The 16,295-nt window shown below is 63.0% G+C and carries 17 protein-coding genes; 16 read left to right on the forward strand and 1 reads right to left on the reverse strand.

What is annotated here, in order from left to right; genetic code table 11:
• The first annotated feature begins 7 nt into the window (after nucleotides 1–7).
• From prmC to EII35_RS04010, 14 genes are all read left to right on the forward strand, one after another.
• Nucleotides 8–850, forward strand: coding sequence for a peptide chain release factor N(5)-glutamine methyltransferase (gene prmC / locus EII35_RS03945; protein WP_125227234.1), 843 nt, complete (start codon nucleotides 8–10; stop codon nucleotides 848–850).
• The gene (locus EII35_RS03950; protein WP_125227162.1) at nucleotides 847–1,500 is read left to right on the forward strand and encodes an L-threonylcarbamoyladenylate synthase; all 654 of its coding nucleotides are present in this window, start codon (nucleotides 847–849) and stop codon (nucleotides 1,498–1,500) included. The genes prmC and EII35_RS03950 overlap by 4 nt, the downstream gene beginning before the upstream one ends.
• Nucleotides 1,500–2,612, forward strand: a complete 1,113-nt coding sequence (locus tag EII35_RS03955) for an MraY family glycosyltransferase (RefSeq protein WP_125227163.1) — start codon at nucleotides 1,500–1,502, stop codon at nucleotides 2,610–2,612. The genes EII35_RS03950 and EII35_RS03955 overlap by 1 nt, the downstream gene beginning before the upstream one ends.
• Nucleotides 2,602–3,039, forward strand: coding sequence for a hypothetical protein (locus EII35_RS03960; RefSeq protein ID WP_125227164.1), 438 nt, complete (start codon nucleotides 2,602–2,604; stop codon nucleotides 3,037–3,039). The genes EII35_RS03955 and EII35_RS03960 overlap by 11 nt, the downstream gene beginning before the upstream one ends.
• A gap of 58 nt (nucleotides 3,040–3,097) precedes the next feature.
• On the forward strand, nucleotides 3,098–3,322 hold the full coding sequence (locus EII35_RS03965; RefSeq protein WP_125227165.1) for a hypothetical protein: 225 nt from the start codon (nucleotides 3,098–3,100) through the stop codon (nucleotides 3,320–3,322).
• Nucleotides 3,319–4,122: a F0F1 ATP synthase subunit A gene (gene atpB / locus EII35_RS03970; protein ID WP_260464999.1), complete on the forward strand. Its 804-nt coding sequence runs from the start codon at nucleotides 3,319–3,321 to the stop codon at nucleotides 4,120–4,122. The genes EII35_RS03965 and atpB overlap by 4 nt, the downstream gene beginning before the upstream one ends.
• A 55-nt stretch (nucleotides 4,123–4,177) precedes the next feature.
• Nucleotides 4,178–4,402, forward strand: coding sequence for an ATP synthase F0 subunit C (gene atpE, locus EII35_RS03975; protein WP_125227166.1), 225 nt, complete (start codon nucleotides 4,178–4,180; stop codon nucleotides 4,400–4,402).
• Nucleotides 4,403–4,410: 8 nt separating this feature from the next.
• Nucleotides 4,411–4,962 carry a F0F1 ATP synthase subunit B gene (locus tag EII35_RS03980; protein ID WP_125227167.1) on the forward strand — a complete coding sequence of 184 codons (552 nt, stop codon included), beginning with the start codon at nucleotides 4,411–4,413 and terminating at the stop codon, nucleotides 4,960–4,962.
• The gene (locus tag EII35_RS03985; protein WP_125227168.1) at nucleotides 4,959–5,750 is read left to right on the forward strand and encodes a F0F1 ATP synthase subunit delta; all 792 of its coding nucleotides are present in this window, start codon (nucleotides 4,959–4,961) and stop codon (nucleotides 5,748–5,750) included. The genes EII35_RS03980 and EII35_RS03985 overlap by 4 nt, the downstream gene beginning before the upstream one ends.
• A gap of 33 nt (nucleotides 5,751–5,783) precedes the next feature.
• Complete coding sequence (atpA, locus tag EII35_RS03990) at nucleotides 5,784–7,418, forward strand: F0F1 ATP synthase subunit alpha (protein WP_125227169.1); 1,635 nt, start codon at nucleotides 5,784–5,786, stop codon at nucleotides 7,416–7,418.
• 6 nt (nucleotides 7,419–7,424) lie between these two features.
• Nucleotides 7,425–8,333: a F0F1 ATP synthase subunit gamma gene (locus tag EII35_RS03995; RefSeq protein ID WP_125227170.1), complete on the forward strand. Its 909-nt coding sequence runs from the start codon at nucleotides 7,425–7,427 to the stop codon at nucleotides 8,331–8,333.
• 15 nt (nucleotides 8,334–8,348) lie between these two features.
• Nucleotides 8,349–9,791, forward strand: coding sequence for a F0F1 ATP synthase subunit beta (atpD, locus tag EII35_RS04000; protein WP_125227171.1), 1,443 nt, complete (start codon nucleotides 8,349–8,351; stop codon nucleotides 9,789–9,791).
• Between the two features lie 2 nt (nucleotides 9,792–9,793).
• Nucleotides 9,794–10,210, forward strand: a complete 417-nt coding sequence (locus EII35_RS04005; RefSeq protein ID WP_125227172.1) for a F0F1 ATP synthase subunit epsilon — start codon at nucleotides 9,794–9,796, stop codon at nucleotides 10,208–10,210.
• 91 nt (nucleotides 10,211–10,301) lie between these two features.
• Complete coding sequence (locus EII35_RS04010) at nucleotides 10,302–10,763, forward strand: DUF2550 domain-containing protein (protein WP_125227173.1); 462 nt, start codon at nucleotides 10,302–10,304, stop codon at nucleotides 10,761–10,763.
• Here the strand turns inward: EII35_RS04010 and EII35_RS04015 are convergent.
• Nucleotides 10,752–11,381, reverse strand: a complete 630-nt coding sequence (locus tag EII35_RS04015; RefSeq protein ID WP_125227174.1) for a cob(I)yrinic acid a,c-diamide adenosyltransferase — start codon at nucleotides 11,379–11,381, stop codon at nucleotides 10,752–10,754. The genes EII35_RS04010 and EII35_RS04015 overlap by 12 nt on opposite strands.
• Nucleotides 11,382–11,509: 128 nt before the next feature.
• On the opposite strand from EII35_RS04015, the gene EII35_RS04020 reads away from it, so the two are divergent.
• Together EII35_RS04020 and EII35_RS04025 are read left to right on the forward strand one after the other, a co-directional pair.
• Nucleotides 11,510–12,919 carry a hypothetical protein gene (locus EII35_RS04020; protein ID WP_125227175.1) on the forward strand — a complete coding sequence of 470 codons (1,410 nt, stop codon included), beginning with the start codon at nucleotides 11,510–11,512 and terminating at the stop codon, nucleotides 12,917–12,919.
• Nucleotides 12,900–16,205, forward strand: a complete 3,306-nt coding sequence (locus EII35_RS04025) for an RES family NAD+ phosphorylase (RefSeq protein WP_125227176.1) — start codon at nucleotides 12,900–12,902, stop codon at nucleotides 16,203–16,205. Before EII35_RS04020 ends, EII35_RS04025 begins: the two co-directional genes overlap by 20 nt.
• The last annotated feature ends 90 nt before the right edge of the window (nucleotides 16,206–16,295 follow it).

A 16,295-nucleotide genomic window follows, 5' to 3' on the forward strand; every position in this document is an offset into this window, starting at 1 on the left:
CGGCGTGATGCGGGCCTGGGACGTGGTGCTGGAGGTCGCGGAGCAGCTGGCACTGGCGCAGGTGACGAGCCCCATGGCGGATGCCCGCTGGCTGGTGTGTCACGCCCTCGACTGCGACGGCGCAGCGCTGGTGCTGCACTCCGTGGACGACGGGCGACGTTCGGCGATCGACACGTTGGTTGCACGGAGGATGGCCGGGGAGCCGGTGCAGCACATCACGGGAGCCGCTGCCTTCCGCTACGGCGAGGTGGCGGTCGGTCCCGGAGTCTTCATTCCCCGACCCGAGACCGAACTGCTCGTCGATCTGGTGCTCGACGAGCTCTCCTCCCGGCCCGAGGGGCAGCGGGTCGTCGAGCTCTGCGCCGGCTCGGGCGCCATCACGAGGAGTCTCGCGACGGAACGCGGTGGTCTTCTCCTGCACGCCGTCGAGAGGTCCGAGGCGGCGTGGCCGTGGCTGCAGCGCAACCTCGCCGGGCTCGACGTCGACATCCGCCTCGGTGACATGGCCGAGGCGTTCCACGACCTCGACGGCCGGGTCGACGTCGTCGTGGTCAACCCGCCCTACGTCCCGGAGGGGCTCAAGGACAGCCTCCCGCGCGAGATCGCCTCAGACCCGGAGGAGGCCGTGTTCTCGGGCCCCGACGGCCTCGATGCCATCCGGGTGGTGCGCCGGGTGGCGTTGCGCCTGCTCCGCCCCGGCGGCCTGCTCGCCCTCGAGCATGATGAATCCCATGGCGAGGCCATGGCGACGTTGTTCGCGCCGCCGCAGTTCGAGTCGCCACGCGTCGTGACGGACCTCGCGGGCCGACCCCGTCACTGCCTCACCAGACGTGGCAGGATGGGCGGGTGAACGAAACCGGGTCCCAGATGTTCTCCCTCGCAACCGACAAGGCTTCCGCCCTCGAGGCGGCTCGTGAAGCAGTGCTTCGTGGTGAGTGCGTCGTGTTGCCGACGGACACCGTCTACGGGATCGGTGCGGGGGCGTTCAACCCCGAGGCCGTGGGTCGGCTCCTCGAGGCGAAGCAGCGGGGCAGGGACATGCCGGTCCCGGTCCTCATCGCCGAGTCCACCATGCTCCCGGCGCTGACCGCAGGGATCCCCGAGGCCGCCACGACGCTCATCGAACGCTTCTGGCCAGGCGCCCTGACCATCATCCTCGAGGCGCAACGCGCCCTCACCCTGGACCTCGGCGACGCCGAGGGCACCGTCGCGGTCCGCGTCCCGGCCCATGACGACGCCCGGGACCTGCTGCGTCGGACGGGACCGCTCGCCGTCAGCTCAGCCAACATCTCGGGCTCGCCCGCCGCCACCACCGCCGAGGAGGCCAGGGCAATGCTGCAGGATGCCGTCGCGGTCTACCTCGACGGGGGAGAGGCGGCCGGGGGAGCGGCATCGACCATCGTCGACTTCACCGTGGAGGAACAGGGTCGGGTGCTCCGCGAGGGGGCCATCAGCGTCGAGGACCTCCGGGAACTCCTCCCGGACATCCAGGTCGTCTGATGCGCGAGTACCTCCTCGTCCTCCTCGTCGCAGCGGCATCGACCTACCTGCTGGCCGGTCTGTGCCGACAGCTGGCCGTGCGATGGGACGTCATCGCGCAGGTCCGCACCCGCGACGTGCACACCCGCCCCGTACCGTACTTCGGTGGGATCGCGATGCTGGGTGGACTGGCCGTCAGCCTGTTGCTCGCCGTCCAGATGCCCTTCCTCTCGCGCTTCGCCAACGTCGGATATGACGCGGGGGTGGTTCTTCTCGCCGGCGGGGTGATCTGCCTCGTCGGGGTGCTCGACGACAAGTACGACCTGCCCGCCCTGGTCAAGTTCGGCGGCCAGGTGCTGGCCGCGGGGATCGCCGTTCTCGGTGGTGTGCGCATCTTCTGGATCCCGTTGCCGAACGCCGTGTTCAGCCTGGACGACGCGACGTCGATCCTCATCACGGTCTTCTTCATCGCCCTGTGCGCCAATGCCGTCAACTTCGTCGACGGTCTCGACGGGCTGGCCGCCGGGGTCGTCGCGATCGGGGCGGGGGCGTTCTTCGCCTACTCGTATGTGCTCGCCTACGAGCAGGAACTCAGCCGCGCCACGACGGCGAGCCTCCTCACAGCGGCCACGGTGGGCGTCTGCATCGGCTTCCTCGGACACAACTTCCAGCCCGCCCGGATGTTCATGGGCGACTCGGGGGCGATGCTGTTGGGGTTCCTCATGGCGATGAGTGCCGTCTCGTTCACGGGACAGGTTGATCCGAGCGCCCTCAGTGACAAGCCGGGCGACGTGTGGCCGGCCGTGCTGCCCATCCTCCTGCCCTTCGCCACCCTGTTCCTGCCCATGGTGGACCTGGTCCTCGCCTACATCCGACGCACGGCCCGCGGCCAGCACTGGTTCGTGGCCGACAAGCAGCACCTGCACCACCGTCTCATGGCCCGGGGCTACAGCCATCGCGGGGCGGTTCTCATCCTCTACGCCTGGACCGCGATCGTCGCCGGTGGCCTCGTTTGCACGGTGCTGCTGAACCATCCGGCGACGTGGTGGGGGCTGGCGGTCGCCACGACGCTGTTGCTCGTGGTCACCTTCGTGTCCCACCGAGTGACGAAGGCGGACGCCCATGCCTCGTGAACGTCGGGTCACCGGGGCGACGCGACGGGCCAGACAGATGATGATCGGCGGTCTCGTGTCGGGCCACGCACTGGGGTTGGCCGTGTGTGGGCTGGCGCTCACGGCGGGATCCGAGGCGCTCATGGGGGCTCTCCTCGGTTTCGCCGCCGTCGTCATCTTCTTCTCCGTCGGGCAGGCCATCGAGGTGGTGGCCTGCGAACTCGATCCGGTGCAGGGGCTCGGACTCGTGCTGGCCAGTTACGCACTGCGGGTGACGGGCATCGGAGCGGGGCTGTGGTACCTCTTGGGACATCCCGCCATCGGGCCGGCGATCGACCCCGGCTGGTTGGCTGCCGCGGTCATCGCCACCGTCCTGGCCTGGACCACCGGAGTGGTCGTCACCGCCGCCCGACAACGGGTCCCGATCTACGATGCCCACGACGAGTGAGGGGCGCCCACGCCCGGGTGTGAGACCGGCGGGATTTTCCGCTAGGCTCACTCCCGACATGGGCAGCAGACCAGAGACCGAGGACAAGTCCGCGCAGCGTGGCAGCACCGAAGACGGCATGGTCGTGCTCAGTTACATCCTCGCCGGACTGCTCTTCTACGGAGGGCTCGGCTGGCTGGGAGATCACTACTGGAAGACTTCGTGGTTGCTGCCACTCGGCCTCATCCTGGGGCTCGTGACCAGCATCTACATGATCATCAAGAGATACGGGAGCGGCGCGTGATCCCTTGGCATCTTCCGCTGGAGAGCGGCCCTGACGGTGGGTACACCCCTCCGAGTGTCAACGACTTCATCTTCGACACCCCGGTCATCCCCGGCACCCCCATCTGGATGAACAAGCCCTTCTGGCAGGCGGTCATCGGGGCGTTGCTCGTGATCGCGCTGTGGTGGTTCGCCTCCCGCAGGCTCCAGCTCAAGCCCACGAAGCGGCAGTTCTTCGCGGAGTACCTCTACGACTTCGTGCGCAACGGCATCGCCCGCGACATCCTCCACTCCGACTACAGGCGCTTCCTGCCCTACCTGCTGGGGCTGTTCTCGTTCCTGCTGGTCAACAACTGGTTCGGCGAGTTCTTCCTGTTCATGCTCCCGACCTTCAGCAACGTCGGCTTCGCCTACGGGCTGGCCTTCCTGTCCTGGTGCGTCTACGTCGGCGCGGGCTTCCAGAAGTTCGGGATGGGCTTCCTGAAGAAGGCCCTCATCCCCGAGGGGGTCCCGCCCTACCTGCTGCCGCTCATCATCCCGCTGGAGTTCCTCGCCACCTTCATCACGCGGCCCATCACGCTGGCCCTGCGTCTGTTCGCCAACATGTTCGCGGGCCACCTCGTCGTGCTCGTCTTCGTCGTCGGTGGGTCGTTCCTGCTGACCTACCAGAACAACCTGTTCTTCAACATCTCGGGTGGGGTGTCGGTGGCCTTCAGCTTCGCCATCCTCTTCCTCGAGCTGTTCATCGGGGCCCTCCAGGCCTACATCTTCACAGTCCTCACCGCCCAGTACGTGTCCACCTCGATCTCCGAGGCGCACTGACCCGCAATCCGACTCCTGGCCAATCCCGGTTCAGGAGCCATCCGAAAGGAACATCATGCTGACCCTCCTGGAAATCAACGGCTCGCTCAACATGATCGGCTACGCCATCGCGACCATCGCCCCGGCCCTTGGCGTGGCGTGGATCTTCGCGTCCGTCATCAACGGCACCGCCCGTCAGCCTGAGGCCCGTGGCGCCATGATGAGCACCGCCTTCATCGGCTTCGCCGTGGTTGAGGCGCTCGCCATCATCGCCATCGCCCTCGCCTTCGTCCTGAAGTAAGGATCAGCGTGGTCCCCGTAGCAGGGGCGTTGCTCGAGTCCGGGATCGATCTCGGACCCCTTCTGCCCCATCACCTCTCCGAGGTCGTCGTCGGCATCATCCTGATGCTGCTGGTGTTCCTCGTCATGCGGAAGGCCGTGGTTCCGGCCTTCGAGAAGCTGTACGAGGAGCGTTACCAGCGCATCGAGGGCGGGCTCCGTCGCGCCGAGCAGGCCGAGGCCAAGGCGGAGGCGGCTCTCGCCGAGTACAACGACCAGCTCGACTCCGCCCGCGAGGAGGCCGCTCGTATCCGCGAGGAGGCCAAGAACGCCAGTGCCCAGCTGTTGGCCGAGGCCAGGGAGAAGGCGGTCAAGGAATCCGACAGGATCCTCGCCGCCGGTCGTGCCCAGCTCGAGGCCGAGCGCTCCCAGCTCATGAGCGAGCTGAAGGGTGAGATCGGCGGCCTGGCCACCACGCTGGCCGGCAGGATCGTCGGCGAGTCCCTCACCGACGATGCACGTGCCAACCGCACGGTCGACCGTTTCCTCGCTGAACTCGAAGCGGCAGGAAGCGCCCGATGAAGTCGCACGACGCCGCACTCAGCTCCTTCGACACCGTCGCTGACGCCACCCGTGTGGACGTGCGGGCCGCGGAAGAGCTGTTCGCCGTCGTCGACCTGCTCGAGGCCCAGCCTCCACTCCGGAGGTCGTTGTCGGATCCGTCGGCCACCCCCAAGGACCGGCAGGCCCTCGCGCGCAGGCTGTTCGACGGGCGGCTGTCCGCGTCGGCGCTCGCCCTCGTGGTCGAGATCGTCGCCCAGCCATGGCCGAGCGGTCGCACGCTCATGGAGGCCATTGAGCGGCAGGGTGTCCGCGGTCTGCTGCGCAACGCCCGTGAGGCCGGCGAACTGGAGCGCGTCCAGGAGGAGCTCAACCAGTTCGCCGGGACCATCAACGGCTCGCCCGAACTGGCCGATGCCCTGCGCAACCGGGGCCGGACACTCGACGATCGTCGCGCCCTCATCGCGCGGCTGCTCACCGGGAAGGCCTCCGGCACCACCTCGGTGCTGGCGAGCCGTGCGGCGGCGGCCCGGAAACGGACCGTCGCCCTGACCCTGGGGCACTACCTGTCCCTGGCGGCCGAACTGGCCCGGGAACGGATCGCGAGGATCGTCGTCGCCCGCCCACTCGATGCGGCGCGTACCGAACGGCTCCGCAAGGCCCTCGAGGCGCAGGTGGGGGGCAAGGTCTTCCTCCAGTTCGAGATCGACCCGGCCGTCCTCGGCGGCATGAGCGTCACCCTCGGCTCCGACGTGTACGAATCCACCATCGCCGGGCGGCTCGAGGATGCCCGCCGGCAACTGAACTGAAAACTCCCAAGCGAGAAGCGAAAGTAGGACGCAATGGCTGAACTCACCATCAGTCCGGACGAGATCCGTAGCGCGCTCGACGAGTTCGTCTCGTCGTACCAGCCCGCGGCCGCCAGCAAGACCGAGGTTGGCGTCGTCGTCACCTCCGGCGACGGTATCGCGCGTGTCGAGGGTCTTCCCTCGGCGATGGCGAATGAGCTGCTGCGTTTCGCGAACGGCACCATGGGCATCGCCCTGAACCTCGACGAACGCGAGATCGGCGTCGTCGTCCTCGGTGACTCCGAGGGCATCGACGAGGGCTCCGTGGTCCACGGCACCGGCGAGGTGCTCTCCGTCCCCGTCGGCGACGGCTACCTGGGACGCGTCGTTGACGCCATGGGCAACCCGATCGACGGTCTGGGCGAGATCAAGGACCTCGAGGGCCGCCGGGCCCTGGAGCTCCAGGCGGCCGGCGTCATGGATCGCCAGGAGGTCCGTGAGCCGCTGCAGACCGGCATCAAGGCCATCGACGCCATGACCCCGATCGGGCGCGGCCAGCGACAGCTCATCATCGGTGACCGCAAGACCGGCAAGACGGCGATCGCCATCGACACGATCATCAACCAGAAGGCGAACTGGGAGAGCGGCGACCCGACCAAGCAGGTGCGCTGCATCTACGTCGCCGTCGGTCAGAAGGGCTCCACCGTCGCCGAGGTGCGTGGCACGCTGGAGGCCGCTGGGGCCATGGAGTACACCACCATCGTGCACGCCCCCGCCTCCGACCCGGCCGGCTACAAGTACATCGCCCCCTACACCGGCTCGGCCATCGGTCAGCACTGGATGTACCAGGGCAAGCACGTCCTCATCGTCTTCGACGACCTCACCAAGCAGGCCGAGGCTTACCGCGCCATGTCGCTGCTGCTGCGTCGTCCCCCGGGCCGTGAGGCCTACCCCGGTGACGTCTTCTACCTCCACTCCCGCCTGCTGGAGCGCTGCGCGAAGCTCTCCGACGAGCTCGGTGGTGGGTCGATGACCGGTCTGCCGATCATCGAGACGAAGGCCAACGACGTCTCCGCGTACATCCCGACGAACGTCATCTCCATCACCGACGGTCAGATCTTCCTCCAGTCGGATCTCTTCAACGCCAACCAGCGTCCCGCCATCGACGTCGGCATCTCGGTGTCCCGTGTGGGTGGTGCCGCTCAGGTGAAGGCGATGAAGTCGGTGTCCGGCTCGCTCAAGATCAACCTCGCCCAGTACCGCGACATGCAGGCCTTCGCGATGTTCGCCTCCGATCTGGATGCGGCCTCCCGCCAGCAGCTGGACCGGGGCGCCCGTCTCGTGGAGCTGCTCAAGCAGGGGCAGTACGCGCCCTACCCGGTCGAGGACCAGGTGATCTCCGTGTGGGCGGGCACCGAGGGCCACTTCGACGACGTGCCGGTGCAGGACGTCCTTCGCTTCGAGCAGGAGTTCCTCGACTACCTGCGTCACAGCAGCCAGGTCCTCCAGACCGTCGCCGAGACCAAGCTCTTCGGTGATGACCTCAAGGAGGCGTCGGAGAAGGCGCTGGCCGAGTTCAAGAAGGTCTTCCGCACCTCCGAGGGGCTGCTCCTCGGGCGCGAGGAACACACCCCGATGGACGAGGCAGAGATCGGCCAGGAGACGATCGTCCGCAAGAAGCGGAGTTGATGACTCATGGGTAGCAGCCTGCGGGAACTCAGGCAGCGACGGAACTCCGTCGCCACCACGAAGAAGATCACCCGCGCCATGGAGCTGATCGCGGCCTCCCGCATCGTCAAGGCACAGCAGGTGGCGCGCGCCGCCATGCCGTACACGAACGCCCTGACGCATGCGGTGTCCGCGCTCGCGACCTACTCGGATGTCATCGAGCACCCGCTCCTCACGGACGTGACCCCGGCCCGTCGCTCGGCGATGCTGCTCATCACGGGCGACCGGGGCCTCGCCGGGGCCTACTCCGCCAACGTGATCCGGGCCGCGGAGCAGCTGAACACCAAGCTCGCCGACGAGGGCCAGGAAGTGGTCCAGTACATCACGGGCAACAAGGGTGTGGGCTACTTCGAGTTCCGCCACCGCGACATCGAACGGAGCTGGACCGGGTTCTCGATCGCGCCTGAGTACCGTCATGCCAAGGAGATCGCCGACGTCCTCATCGAGAGGTTCCTGACCCCCTACGAGGAGGGCGGCGTCGACCAGATCCACGTCGTCAGCACCCGGTTCGTGTCCATGCTCACGCAGCAGGCGCAGGCGGTGCGGCTCCTGCCCCTCGTGGTGGAGGAATCCGATGACCCGGTGACCGACGACGACGAGTACCTGCCGTACTACGACTTCGAGCCCTCCGTGGAGAAGGTCCTCAATCAGGTCCTCCCGATGTATGTCGCGAATCGCATCTACACGGCCCTGCTCCAGTCGAGTGCCTCCGAGCTGGCGAGCCGTCAGCGTGCCATGAAGTCGGCCACCGACAACGCCCAGCAGCTCATCGAGCGCCTGACCCGCGAGGCCAACGCGGCCCGCCAGGCGGAGATCACCCAGGAAATCACTGAAATCGTCGGTGGCGCCGCGGCGCTGTCCGAGTCAGCCGAATAACGAATGAGGAAAGAAATGACTGCCACTGCAGATACCCCGACCGTCGCGGGTGTGGGCCGCGTCGCCCGGGTCATCGGTCCGGTCGTGGATGTTGAGTTCGCGGCTGACCAGATCCCGGAGATCGGCAACGCCCTCCTCGTCGAGACCGAGGTCATGGGGGAGAAGCGCACCATGACGATGGAGACCGCCCTCCACGTCGGGGACAACCTCGTGCGCGCCATCGCCCTGAAGCCGACGGACGGCATGCGTCGTGGTGCCGAGGTGCGGGACACCGGTGCACCGATCTCGGTGCCTGTTGGTGACATCACCAAGGGGCACGTGTGGAACGTGACGGGCGACGTGCTCAACGTCGACCCGGCCAGCATCGAGATCACCGAGCGTTGGCCCATCCACCGGCCCGCACCGGAGTTCGACGCCCTCGAGTCCCGCACCGAGATGCTCGAAACCGGTATCAAGGTGCTCGACCTGCTCACCCCCTACGTCAAGGGCGGCAAGATCGGGCTGTTCGGTGGCGCCGGTGTCGGCAAGACCGTTCTGATCCAGGAGATGATCTACCGCATCGCCCACAACTTCGGTGGCACCTCGGTGTTCGCCGGCGTGGGGGAGCGCACCCGCGAGGGCAACGACCTCATCAATGAGATGGAGGAGGCGGGCGTTCTCAAGGACACCGCTCTCGTCTTCGGCCAGATGGACGAGCCCCCGGGCACCCGTCTGCGGGTGGCGCTGTCCGCGCTGACGATGGCGGAGTACTTCCGGGACGTGCAGAACCAGGACGTGCTGCTGTTCATCGACAACATCTTCCGGTTCACCCAGGCCGGTTCCGAGGTGTCGACCCTGCTGGGGCGCATGCCCTCGGCCGTGGGCTACCAGCCGAACCTGGCCGACGAGATGGGTCAGCTCCAGGAGCGCATCACCTCGACCAAGGGTCACTCGATCACCTCGATGCAGGCGATCTACGTGCCTGCCGATGACTACACGGACCCCGCCCCGGCGACGACGTTCGCCCACCTGGACGCCACGACGGAGCTCAGTCGTGAGATCGCCTCGCGCGGCCTGTACCCGGCCGTCGATCCGCTCTCCTCGTCGTCGCGCATCCTCGACCCGCAGTACATCGGGCAGGAGCACTACGACACCGCGGTGCGTGTGAAGCAGATCCTCCAGCGCAACAAGGAACTCCAGGACATCATCGCGATCCTCGGTATCGATGAGCTGTCCGAGGAGGACAAGATCATCGTCAACCGCGCCCGCCGCATCCAGCAGTTCCTCAGCCAGAACACCTACATGGCCGAGAAGTTCACCAACATCCCGGGCTCCACCGTGCCGCTGGCCGACACCATCGAGGGCTTCTCGATGATCTGTCGCGGCGACGTCGACCACATCGCCGAGCAGGCGTTCTTCAACGTGGGCGGCATGGAGGATGTCATGGCGAACTGGAACAAGATGCAGAAGGATCTGTGACAGTGGACCGCTCGCCGCTGAAGCTGGAGGTCGTCGCCGCGGACCGCATGGTCTGGGAGGGTGACGTCGTCAACGTGATCGCGCGCACCACGCGCGGGGACATCGGCATCCTGCCCGGGCACGAGCCGCTCATGGCGACGCTCGTCCCGTGCATGGTGGAGATCGTCTCGGCGGATGGTCGCACGGAGATCCTGGCGATCGACGGTGGGTTCATCGCCGTGGCCCACGGTCACGTGCGGGTGCTCAGCCAGATTGCGCACCTCGCCGAGGAGATCTCCCTCGAGGCTGCCCAGAACGAGGCTCACGAGCTGCGTCGTCTGCGCAATGAGGGCGAGGCCACCGACGAGCAGATCCACCGCCTCCACATCCTCAACGCCCAGATCCGGGCGGGGGAGAGGGTCTCCAACGGGAGCCGATGAGAGGACTGGGATGACATCCGAGGGGTGGGTTCGCCGCGCGCGACCCGCCCCTCGAGTCGTCAGATCTCTGTGATGCCGCTATCTTGTGTCCATGGGTTGGTTGACGGTCATGGTGGTCATCGCTGTGATCGTCGTCCTGCTGGCCCCGCTCATCCTGCTCTACGCCCGCCGCCGTTGGCTCTCCAGCCAAGGCGGTCTTTTCGATTGTGCCCACCGGATCAAGGAGGGGCAGGACGCCGAGGGCTGGGCCCTCGGGTTCGGACGGTACCGCGATGACCGGCTCGACTGGTACCGGGCCTTCTCCTTGTCGTTGCGGCCCTCGCGGTCGTTCCAACGGGCCACGACGGTGTGGTTGCAGCGTCGTGCCCCCAGCGGCGTGGAGCAGGTGGCTCTCTTCGACGGCTCCTGGGTGGTGAGGCTGGGGGACCGGGTGACGGGGCATGAGCACAATCTCGCCATGGACCTGGAGAACGTCATGGCCCTCATGGCCTGGTTGGAGTCCGCCCCTCCCGGCAGCCATTACGTCCCGGGAAGCGGTGACTCACCCCTGTGACCGGGACCGTGTCGGCGCCTCGCGGTCCGTCCCGGGCACCCAGAGCACGTCTCCGTCGGGGCCGGCCCCCACACGGCACATGGTGAACAACAGGTCGCTGAGCCGATTGAGGTAGGTGACGGCGAGCAGGTTGATGCCACCACACCCCTTCTCGGTCGAGGCCTCGGTCCCGTGGTGCTCCACGGCACGCCAGGCGATGCGCTCGGCCCGACGACAGACCGTCCGCGCCACGTGGAGCCCCGCGACGGTGGGGGAGCCCCCGGGCAGGATGAACGAGCGAAGGTTCGGCAGGTCCTCGCCCAGTTCGTCACACCATGCCTCCAGCCGGTCGATCGAGGACTGCTCGATCCGCAGCGGGGGCCACTGCGGATCGGGATGCTGAGGGGTGCTGAGGTCGGCGCCGACGTCGAAGAGTTCGTTGCGGATGAGGTCGAGCATCTCGACGACCCGCGGCGGCAACCCCCCGTGGGACATGGCCAGCGCGATGCAGGCGTTGGTCTCGTCGACGGCGCCGTAGGCCTCGACCCTGAGGTCCGTCTTGGGGACCTCGGCGTTGTCGGACAGACGGGTGGTCCCCGCGTCACCAGTGCGGGTGTAGATCCGGGTCAGGTTCACCATACAGCCAGCTTAGGGCTGTGAGGCTTGAGACCAAGCCGGAAGAGGAGAGCCCAATCTCCATGTGTGTCATCCGAAGGGTTGACGTTGCGTGAAGTCTCGGGGTAGTGTCCGAGGCAGGAGGATCAAGGATGACCAAGCAACGCCGCTTTCAACACAATGAGCTTCGTACATGGGGATATCAGAGATTCACAGGGCAAGAGCGCCTCAGAATCGCCGCCAAAGCGGCGGAGGATTCCAGTGGGACGGGTCCATATCATCAGAGTGCTCAAGTCGCCAGGAAATGTCTGGCAGCACTGCCATTTCCTTCGGACTATTTTCCTCTCAGGATGCTATGTGGGCTGGAAGAATTGGTGGAGGAAGTTGTCACTCGGGCAGATGAAGGTTCGGAAGGAAGCGGCGGCGCAAGTGCGGACGTGCAGTCACGTCCCTCGCAGTCCAGGAAACCATTCCTGGTCCTCACTGCGCGAAAAATGGTCTGTCTCTACCAAGTGCTGGTGGAGGCCGGGGTGGATCTGTCTCAGTACTTCAACGTGCTGAGTGATCGATTCATCTTCCTCGAACCCAACCTGAAAACTCTGCATACTCTCTTCTCCAAGAAAAAACCGGGGAAAGTGCCAAGCTCGACTAAGCTCTATCTTCTGGATGACTTGTCGCGGAGAGGGCAACAGCTCAACCGTCGCGCCGAGAACTTCCGTTGCCATCTTGGGTGGAACGATCTCGAATCCCATGAGAAGGAATTCAGTACAAGGGCCTTGGTGAACCTCCAGGAGAACTCGCTTGATGCTGAGCACTTCGTCAGAGTTGGAGGAGATGATGGTGTTGGTATGATCAGAGCATACTCGCGAGTCTTCGCTCGTGCGCTGATCCCTTATTTCACGGATTTTCCGATATCGCAATCCCTGCGACTCAACAGAGAGCAGTATGCGAAGCTGTGCGATTGGATGAGCCTTTGGGACGTCTTCGAAGTCACTAGCAGTGTTGCCATCGATGAGAGAGTCAGAACGTATACGTTGGACGCTTGCCCTATACTCGATGAGTACCAAGGGTCAGAGGGAAAACTGCGGGCTGGCTCCTTCAGGGAGTGGTGTGACATCGTGAAACTTCGAGTTTTCGTTCAGTCGCCGATATCGCCAGATGGTGATTACAGGGTGAGGCTGATGGTCAAGCCCATGCTCAAGGGAATAAGAGCGAAACAGATTGCCAAGCTTAAGCAAATTTGGGTTGGGTCCAACGAGATGGAAGTTGGGCTATTGCCTGAGCAGTGCACCTACCATCAGATGGGACAACTGTTTGGCTATCTGGAGTACATGTACTCATGGAGTTTGCTGGGGCAGATATGGAGGGGCATCAGGAGAGATACGGGCATCAGCCCGCGCACTGATGAGATCGTTGACACAAAGTTTGCGTCACTCGTTCTTGGCAAGGGTCTATATGCGGTTAGACGAAAATCTTTGAAGTGCCTGAATAAATGGCTAGAAGAGGTTTACAGTAACGATGATAGTGAGGAAGGTGGCAAGAATGAAGAGAGCGGGCAATAATGCCGAGGGTCTTCGGCCTGATGAAATATTCTGCCTGGGAGATGATGTCGTCGGTATTGTGGATAAACAGATTCGTGACACAACACGAGAAAGGCGCAACGATGTCTCGCTAGGCGTAATCAATCATGCGGATGGGGGCGAGGTTGAGAATCGAGATTGGCGAAGGCTCAGTTTGTCGGAAATCAACAAGAAGTTCAAAATTAGTCTTGATGAGCCTAGAGGGACAGGAAATAAAATAAATCTTCCAGAACGTGCTGATCCGCTCTTTGTCGTATCCGCGGCGTTGGATGTTCTCACTGACTGGGGAAAACTCGTTCCCGATCAGCAGGCAGTTCGCAAAGGAGAAGGGGATTCTGGCGGCCAGCCTCCGGTGTACAGGCTCGATACTTACTCAACAACTTTGGAGGATGGATCGTCAGAAGAAATCTTGATCGAGAGGTGTTTCCGTGCCGGAGAAATAACTGCCGAGATCCAGAATAGAACCCTCACGGGCGGTAGGATCAGTGTTGTTGCGGAATCGTTCACGTTGGCAGGGGTGTCGAGAAAGGGCCATAGTGCCCATGCCTATCCGTTCCGAGACTGCTGGGCAGAGAAAAAGAATTCTGTCCCAGAGGATTCAGATCCTGAGGTTGAGGGTGATTATTCTCTGAAGAATGGAACTTGTGATAATCAGGCCCAGGGGAAGCAACATCAGGTGCGGGGCGAGTCTCGGGTGCGAGATTATTTCGCTCCTGATTTCTCCAATGATGACGATGGCGATCGTGTCACTTGGATACCGTCCCCGACGGGCGGCAAGCAGGTTTCTCATCCGAGTGTGACGCTACGCTGCCTGCTTCGAGTTCTTGCCGCTGTCCCGGCCTGTATATGTCGCGCGAATTCCGGGCATCGCGATCCCGATGATGTGAAGAAGCTCAAGCGCTACATTGAAGACGCTAGGTTGAGTTATTCAAGCTTGCCCTGTCCCGCGGTGACGTCAAAGAAATCAGCGACTGAGGTTGAATACGCGGGAGAATTGCTAAACTATTTCAATTCCGGATCACGCAATGAAGATGAGCAGGACTTCAGTGTCTCATCGGACGTGACCAAAGGCGCCAGCGGAGATGGGGTTGACAAGTCGATGCGGCCAGGTAAGACCACGGCAAGTGACGATCTGAAGGCTTGGCGTGTTTCTGGAAGAAGCGTCAGCGAATTCAATGGAGAATGGTCATTTCGAGAGTTCCGGCGACTGAAAAGAGCTTACTTGGCCTTGGATACGCTCCTCGCAGTGCTCCATCCTCTGTTGGAAGATGGTGAATCCAGCCCGTCCTCAAGTCCAGGGGCTCAGAAGAAGCTTCCGGAGGATCTTGGCTCCTTGAGACTTATCCGTAGGCACGATGTTTTTGATGTTTACGATGAATCTGAATTGCGAAAAGAGTTCTCGAATGATGTCTGGGATGACTGGCAAAGCCGCTTGGCTGGCCCTCCAGTGCCCCGTCGATTTGCATCTCGAGATCGGCTCGAGACCAATTGCTCGCAGGAGGGGCTTGCCGTCTCTTTCTTGGATCTACTGAATGACGTGTGGCACGCCTTGACTCATGCTTCGTTAGTTTTTTTGTCCGAGTTGGAGACTCCCGCTCCATTTATTTCCCATCGGCTCGCGATTGGGGACGTGGCGCAAGAAGTTGTCAGGAAAGTTCTGGATTCGTTGCCCAAGAGACTGAGAAAGGTGTCTGGTGTCGAGAAAGGTCTGAGGAGTTCCGGGTCTTCAAAGTTCATTTTGACTTACAGTCCATTCGGCGCCCAAGACTCCCTTTACACCGCTGAACAGGTTGTTGGGCAATGCTGGGAGTTTCGCTCGGGAGGGGCATGGGCGCGCTTGACCGAGTCGGAACTGAATCACCTTGTCAACACGGGTCGTGTCGTTGAAGTTCTCGATTGGCAAGGGGTCAAGAGATATCCAAGTTTTCAGTTCGCTCCGGTTTGTCTTCGAGAGGGATTATTCGTCCGGCGAGAAGGTGGGTTGGAGGCTTCTGGGAAGTTTGGAGTTCGCTTCACGGACGAGGAATATCCCTTTTTGCGTCGTGATGTCAGCGAGGCGATGATCGGTTCTTCTCGCGCGATGACGGGATGGGTGGCGGCGCTTTGGTTCAGTTCACTTCTGCGCCGAGTCGGGGAAACCAGTGATCGGGAGGGCGAAATCTTTTCGCCCAACTTAGGGTATCGCGGCCTGCTCTTCCGTGAGGCTCTTTCGCAAAAGGGTCTGTGGGTTGACGCTTGGCTGGCTGATGCGCGGGCTCTTCTTCACAGTGATGATGCCATGCCCGAGTATCTGCAGTCGAACTGTGCGCGTTTGAAGCCCGGTGCTCTGAGGAAATTGTATCGGCTTTCCTCTTTTGGTTACCTTCACCCCAACATGTGGGCGAATGCTGCTGTCTTCGAAGCCTCTCTTGGGAAGTTGCAGGGATATCGAGAGCGGACTTTGGCGGAAAGAGACTTCTTGGATGAGCCTTGGTATCCGCCTGGCCGCTTCGATCCGGGTGCGCACTCGAGGAATGTCAATGGGGGAGAATATTTTGGCGCCATGTATCTGGCTGAAAGCATCTCGGGCTGCGTCTTTGAAGTATTCGATCGACTTCCGAGCATAACATTGGATGATGTTGTGTCTAAGCGAATTTATCGCTACGACGTCCAACTTCCTGATGAGTTTGAGTTCGTTGATTTGCGTAGATGGCCGGCCTTGGTTTCTGCCACTCCGATACGCTCCATAACTCAGGCGATTGCCAACACGCTGTGCTATGGTCATTCTCTCTCGAGGAAGAAAACGTCTGATGGGTATTCAGGTCTCATCGACAAGCTGCCCCGAGTGATCCGGTATCAGCTCCGCACTGCGCTCGACAAGTGTGGTTGGGTTCTTTTCGAGCCAACCTTCTTTAAGGGTGGGCGCTTGAAGACGATTGATCATGTCGTGAAACTATTGGATTGTGGAACGACCCCTTCCGACAAGAAAGCCGGGGCGGATACTTGGAAGAATCGAGAGATGCTTCGTTGTGACACGGCCAACCATGATGTGGGCTGGCAGCCTTCATCTCAGCGTAAGGACTCGATGGTGGAGCCATGGTGCAGTCCAGATCTCTCAGCCGTCTTGAGCTGGTCGGAACCTGGTAAGGGGGTGAGGAAGTTCTGGCGAGCCATCTGGAGGCTTCGTGTCGATCCACGTGATTCGGTGGTGTGTCTCCGCCGCTTCCCGCGTGAAGGGCGCCTGGGAGAATGGGCCGGGTCGTCGGAGGCGGTAGGGCCAGTGTTCTGAGTGTCTTCGTTGATCTGAAAGGTGGCCGGGATAAGGTATTCGGTATGGGTTTCTGTCGCGTTGTCTGTGCTGTGGGTCTGACGATCGGGT

The organism is Arachnia propionica (assembly GCF_003932785.1).
In the GTDB taxonomy this organism is placed as follows: domain Bacteria; phylum Actinomycetota; class Actinomycetes; order Propionibacteriales; family Propionibacteriaceae; genus Arachnia; species Arachnia propionica_B.

Coding starts and splice junctions, on each gene's coding strand:
- prmC (WP_125227234.1), top strand. CDS start 8: ATGCGGGCCTGGGACGTGGTGCTGGAGGTCGCGGAGCAGCTGGCACTG.
- EII35_RS03955 (WP_125227163.1), top strand. CDS start 1,500: ATGCGCGAGTACCTCCTCGTCCTCCTCGTCGCAGCGGCATCGACCTAC.
- EII35_RS03960 (WP_125227164.1), top strand. CDS start 2,602: ATGCCTCGTGAACGTCGGGTCACCGGGGCGACGCGACGGGCCAGACAG.
- EII35_RS03965 (WP_125227165.1), top strand. CDS start 3,098: ATGGGCAGCAGACCAGAGACCGAGGACAAGTCCGCGCAGCGTGGCAGC.
- atpE (WP_125227166.1), top strand. CDS start 4,178: ATGCTGACCCTCCTGGAAATCAACGGCTCGCTCAACATGATCGGCTAC.
- EII35_RS03985 (WP_125227168.1), top strand. CDS start 4,959: ATGAAGTCGCACGACGCCGCACTCAGCTCCTTCGACACCGTCGCTGAC.
- atpA (WP_125227169.1), top strand. CDS start 5,784: ATGGCTGAACTCACCATCAGTCCGGACGAGATCCGTAGCGCGCTCGAC.
- EII35_RS03995 (WP_125227170.1), top strand. CDS start 7,425: ATGGGTAGCAGCCTGCGGGAACTCAGGCAGCGACGGAACTCCGTCGCC.
- atpD (WP_125227171.1), top strand. CDS start 8,349: ATGACTGCCACTGCAGATACCCCGACCGTCGCGGGTGTGGGCCGCGTC.
- EII35_RS04010 (WP_125227173.1), top strand. CDS start 10,302: ATGGGTTGGTTGACGGTCATGGTGGTCATCGCTGTGATCGTCGTCCTG.
- EII35_RS04015 (WP_125227174.1), bottom strand. CDS start 11,381: ATGGTGAACCTGACCCGGATCTACACCCGCACTGGTGACGCGGGGACC.
- EII35_RS04020 (WP_125227175.1), top strand. CDS start 11,510: ATGACCAAGCAACGCCGCTTTCAACACAATGAGCTTCGTACATGGGGA.
- EII35_RS04025 (WP_125227176.1), top strand. CDS start 12,900: ATGAAGAGAGCGGGCAATAATGCCGAGGGTCTTCGGCCTGATGAAATA.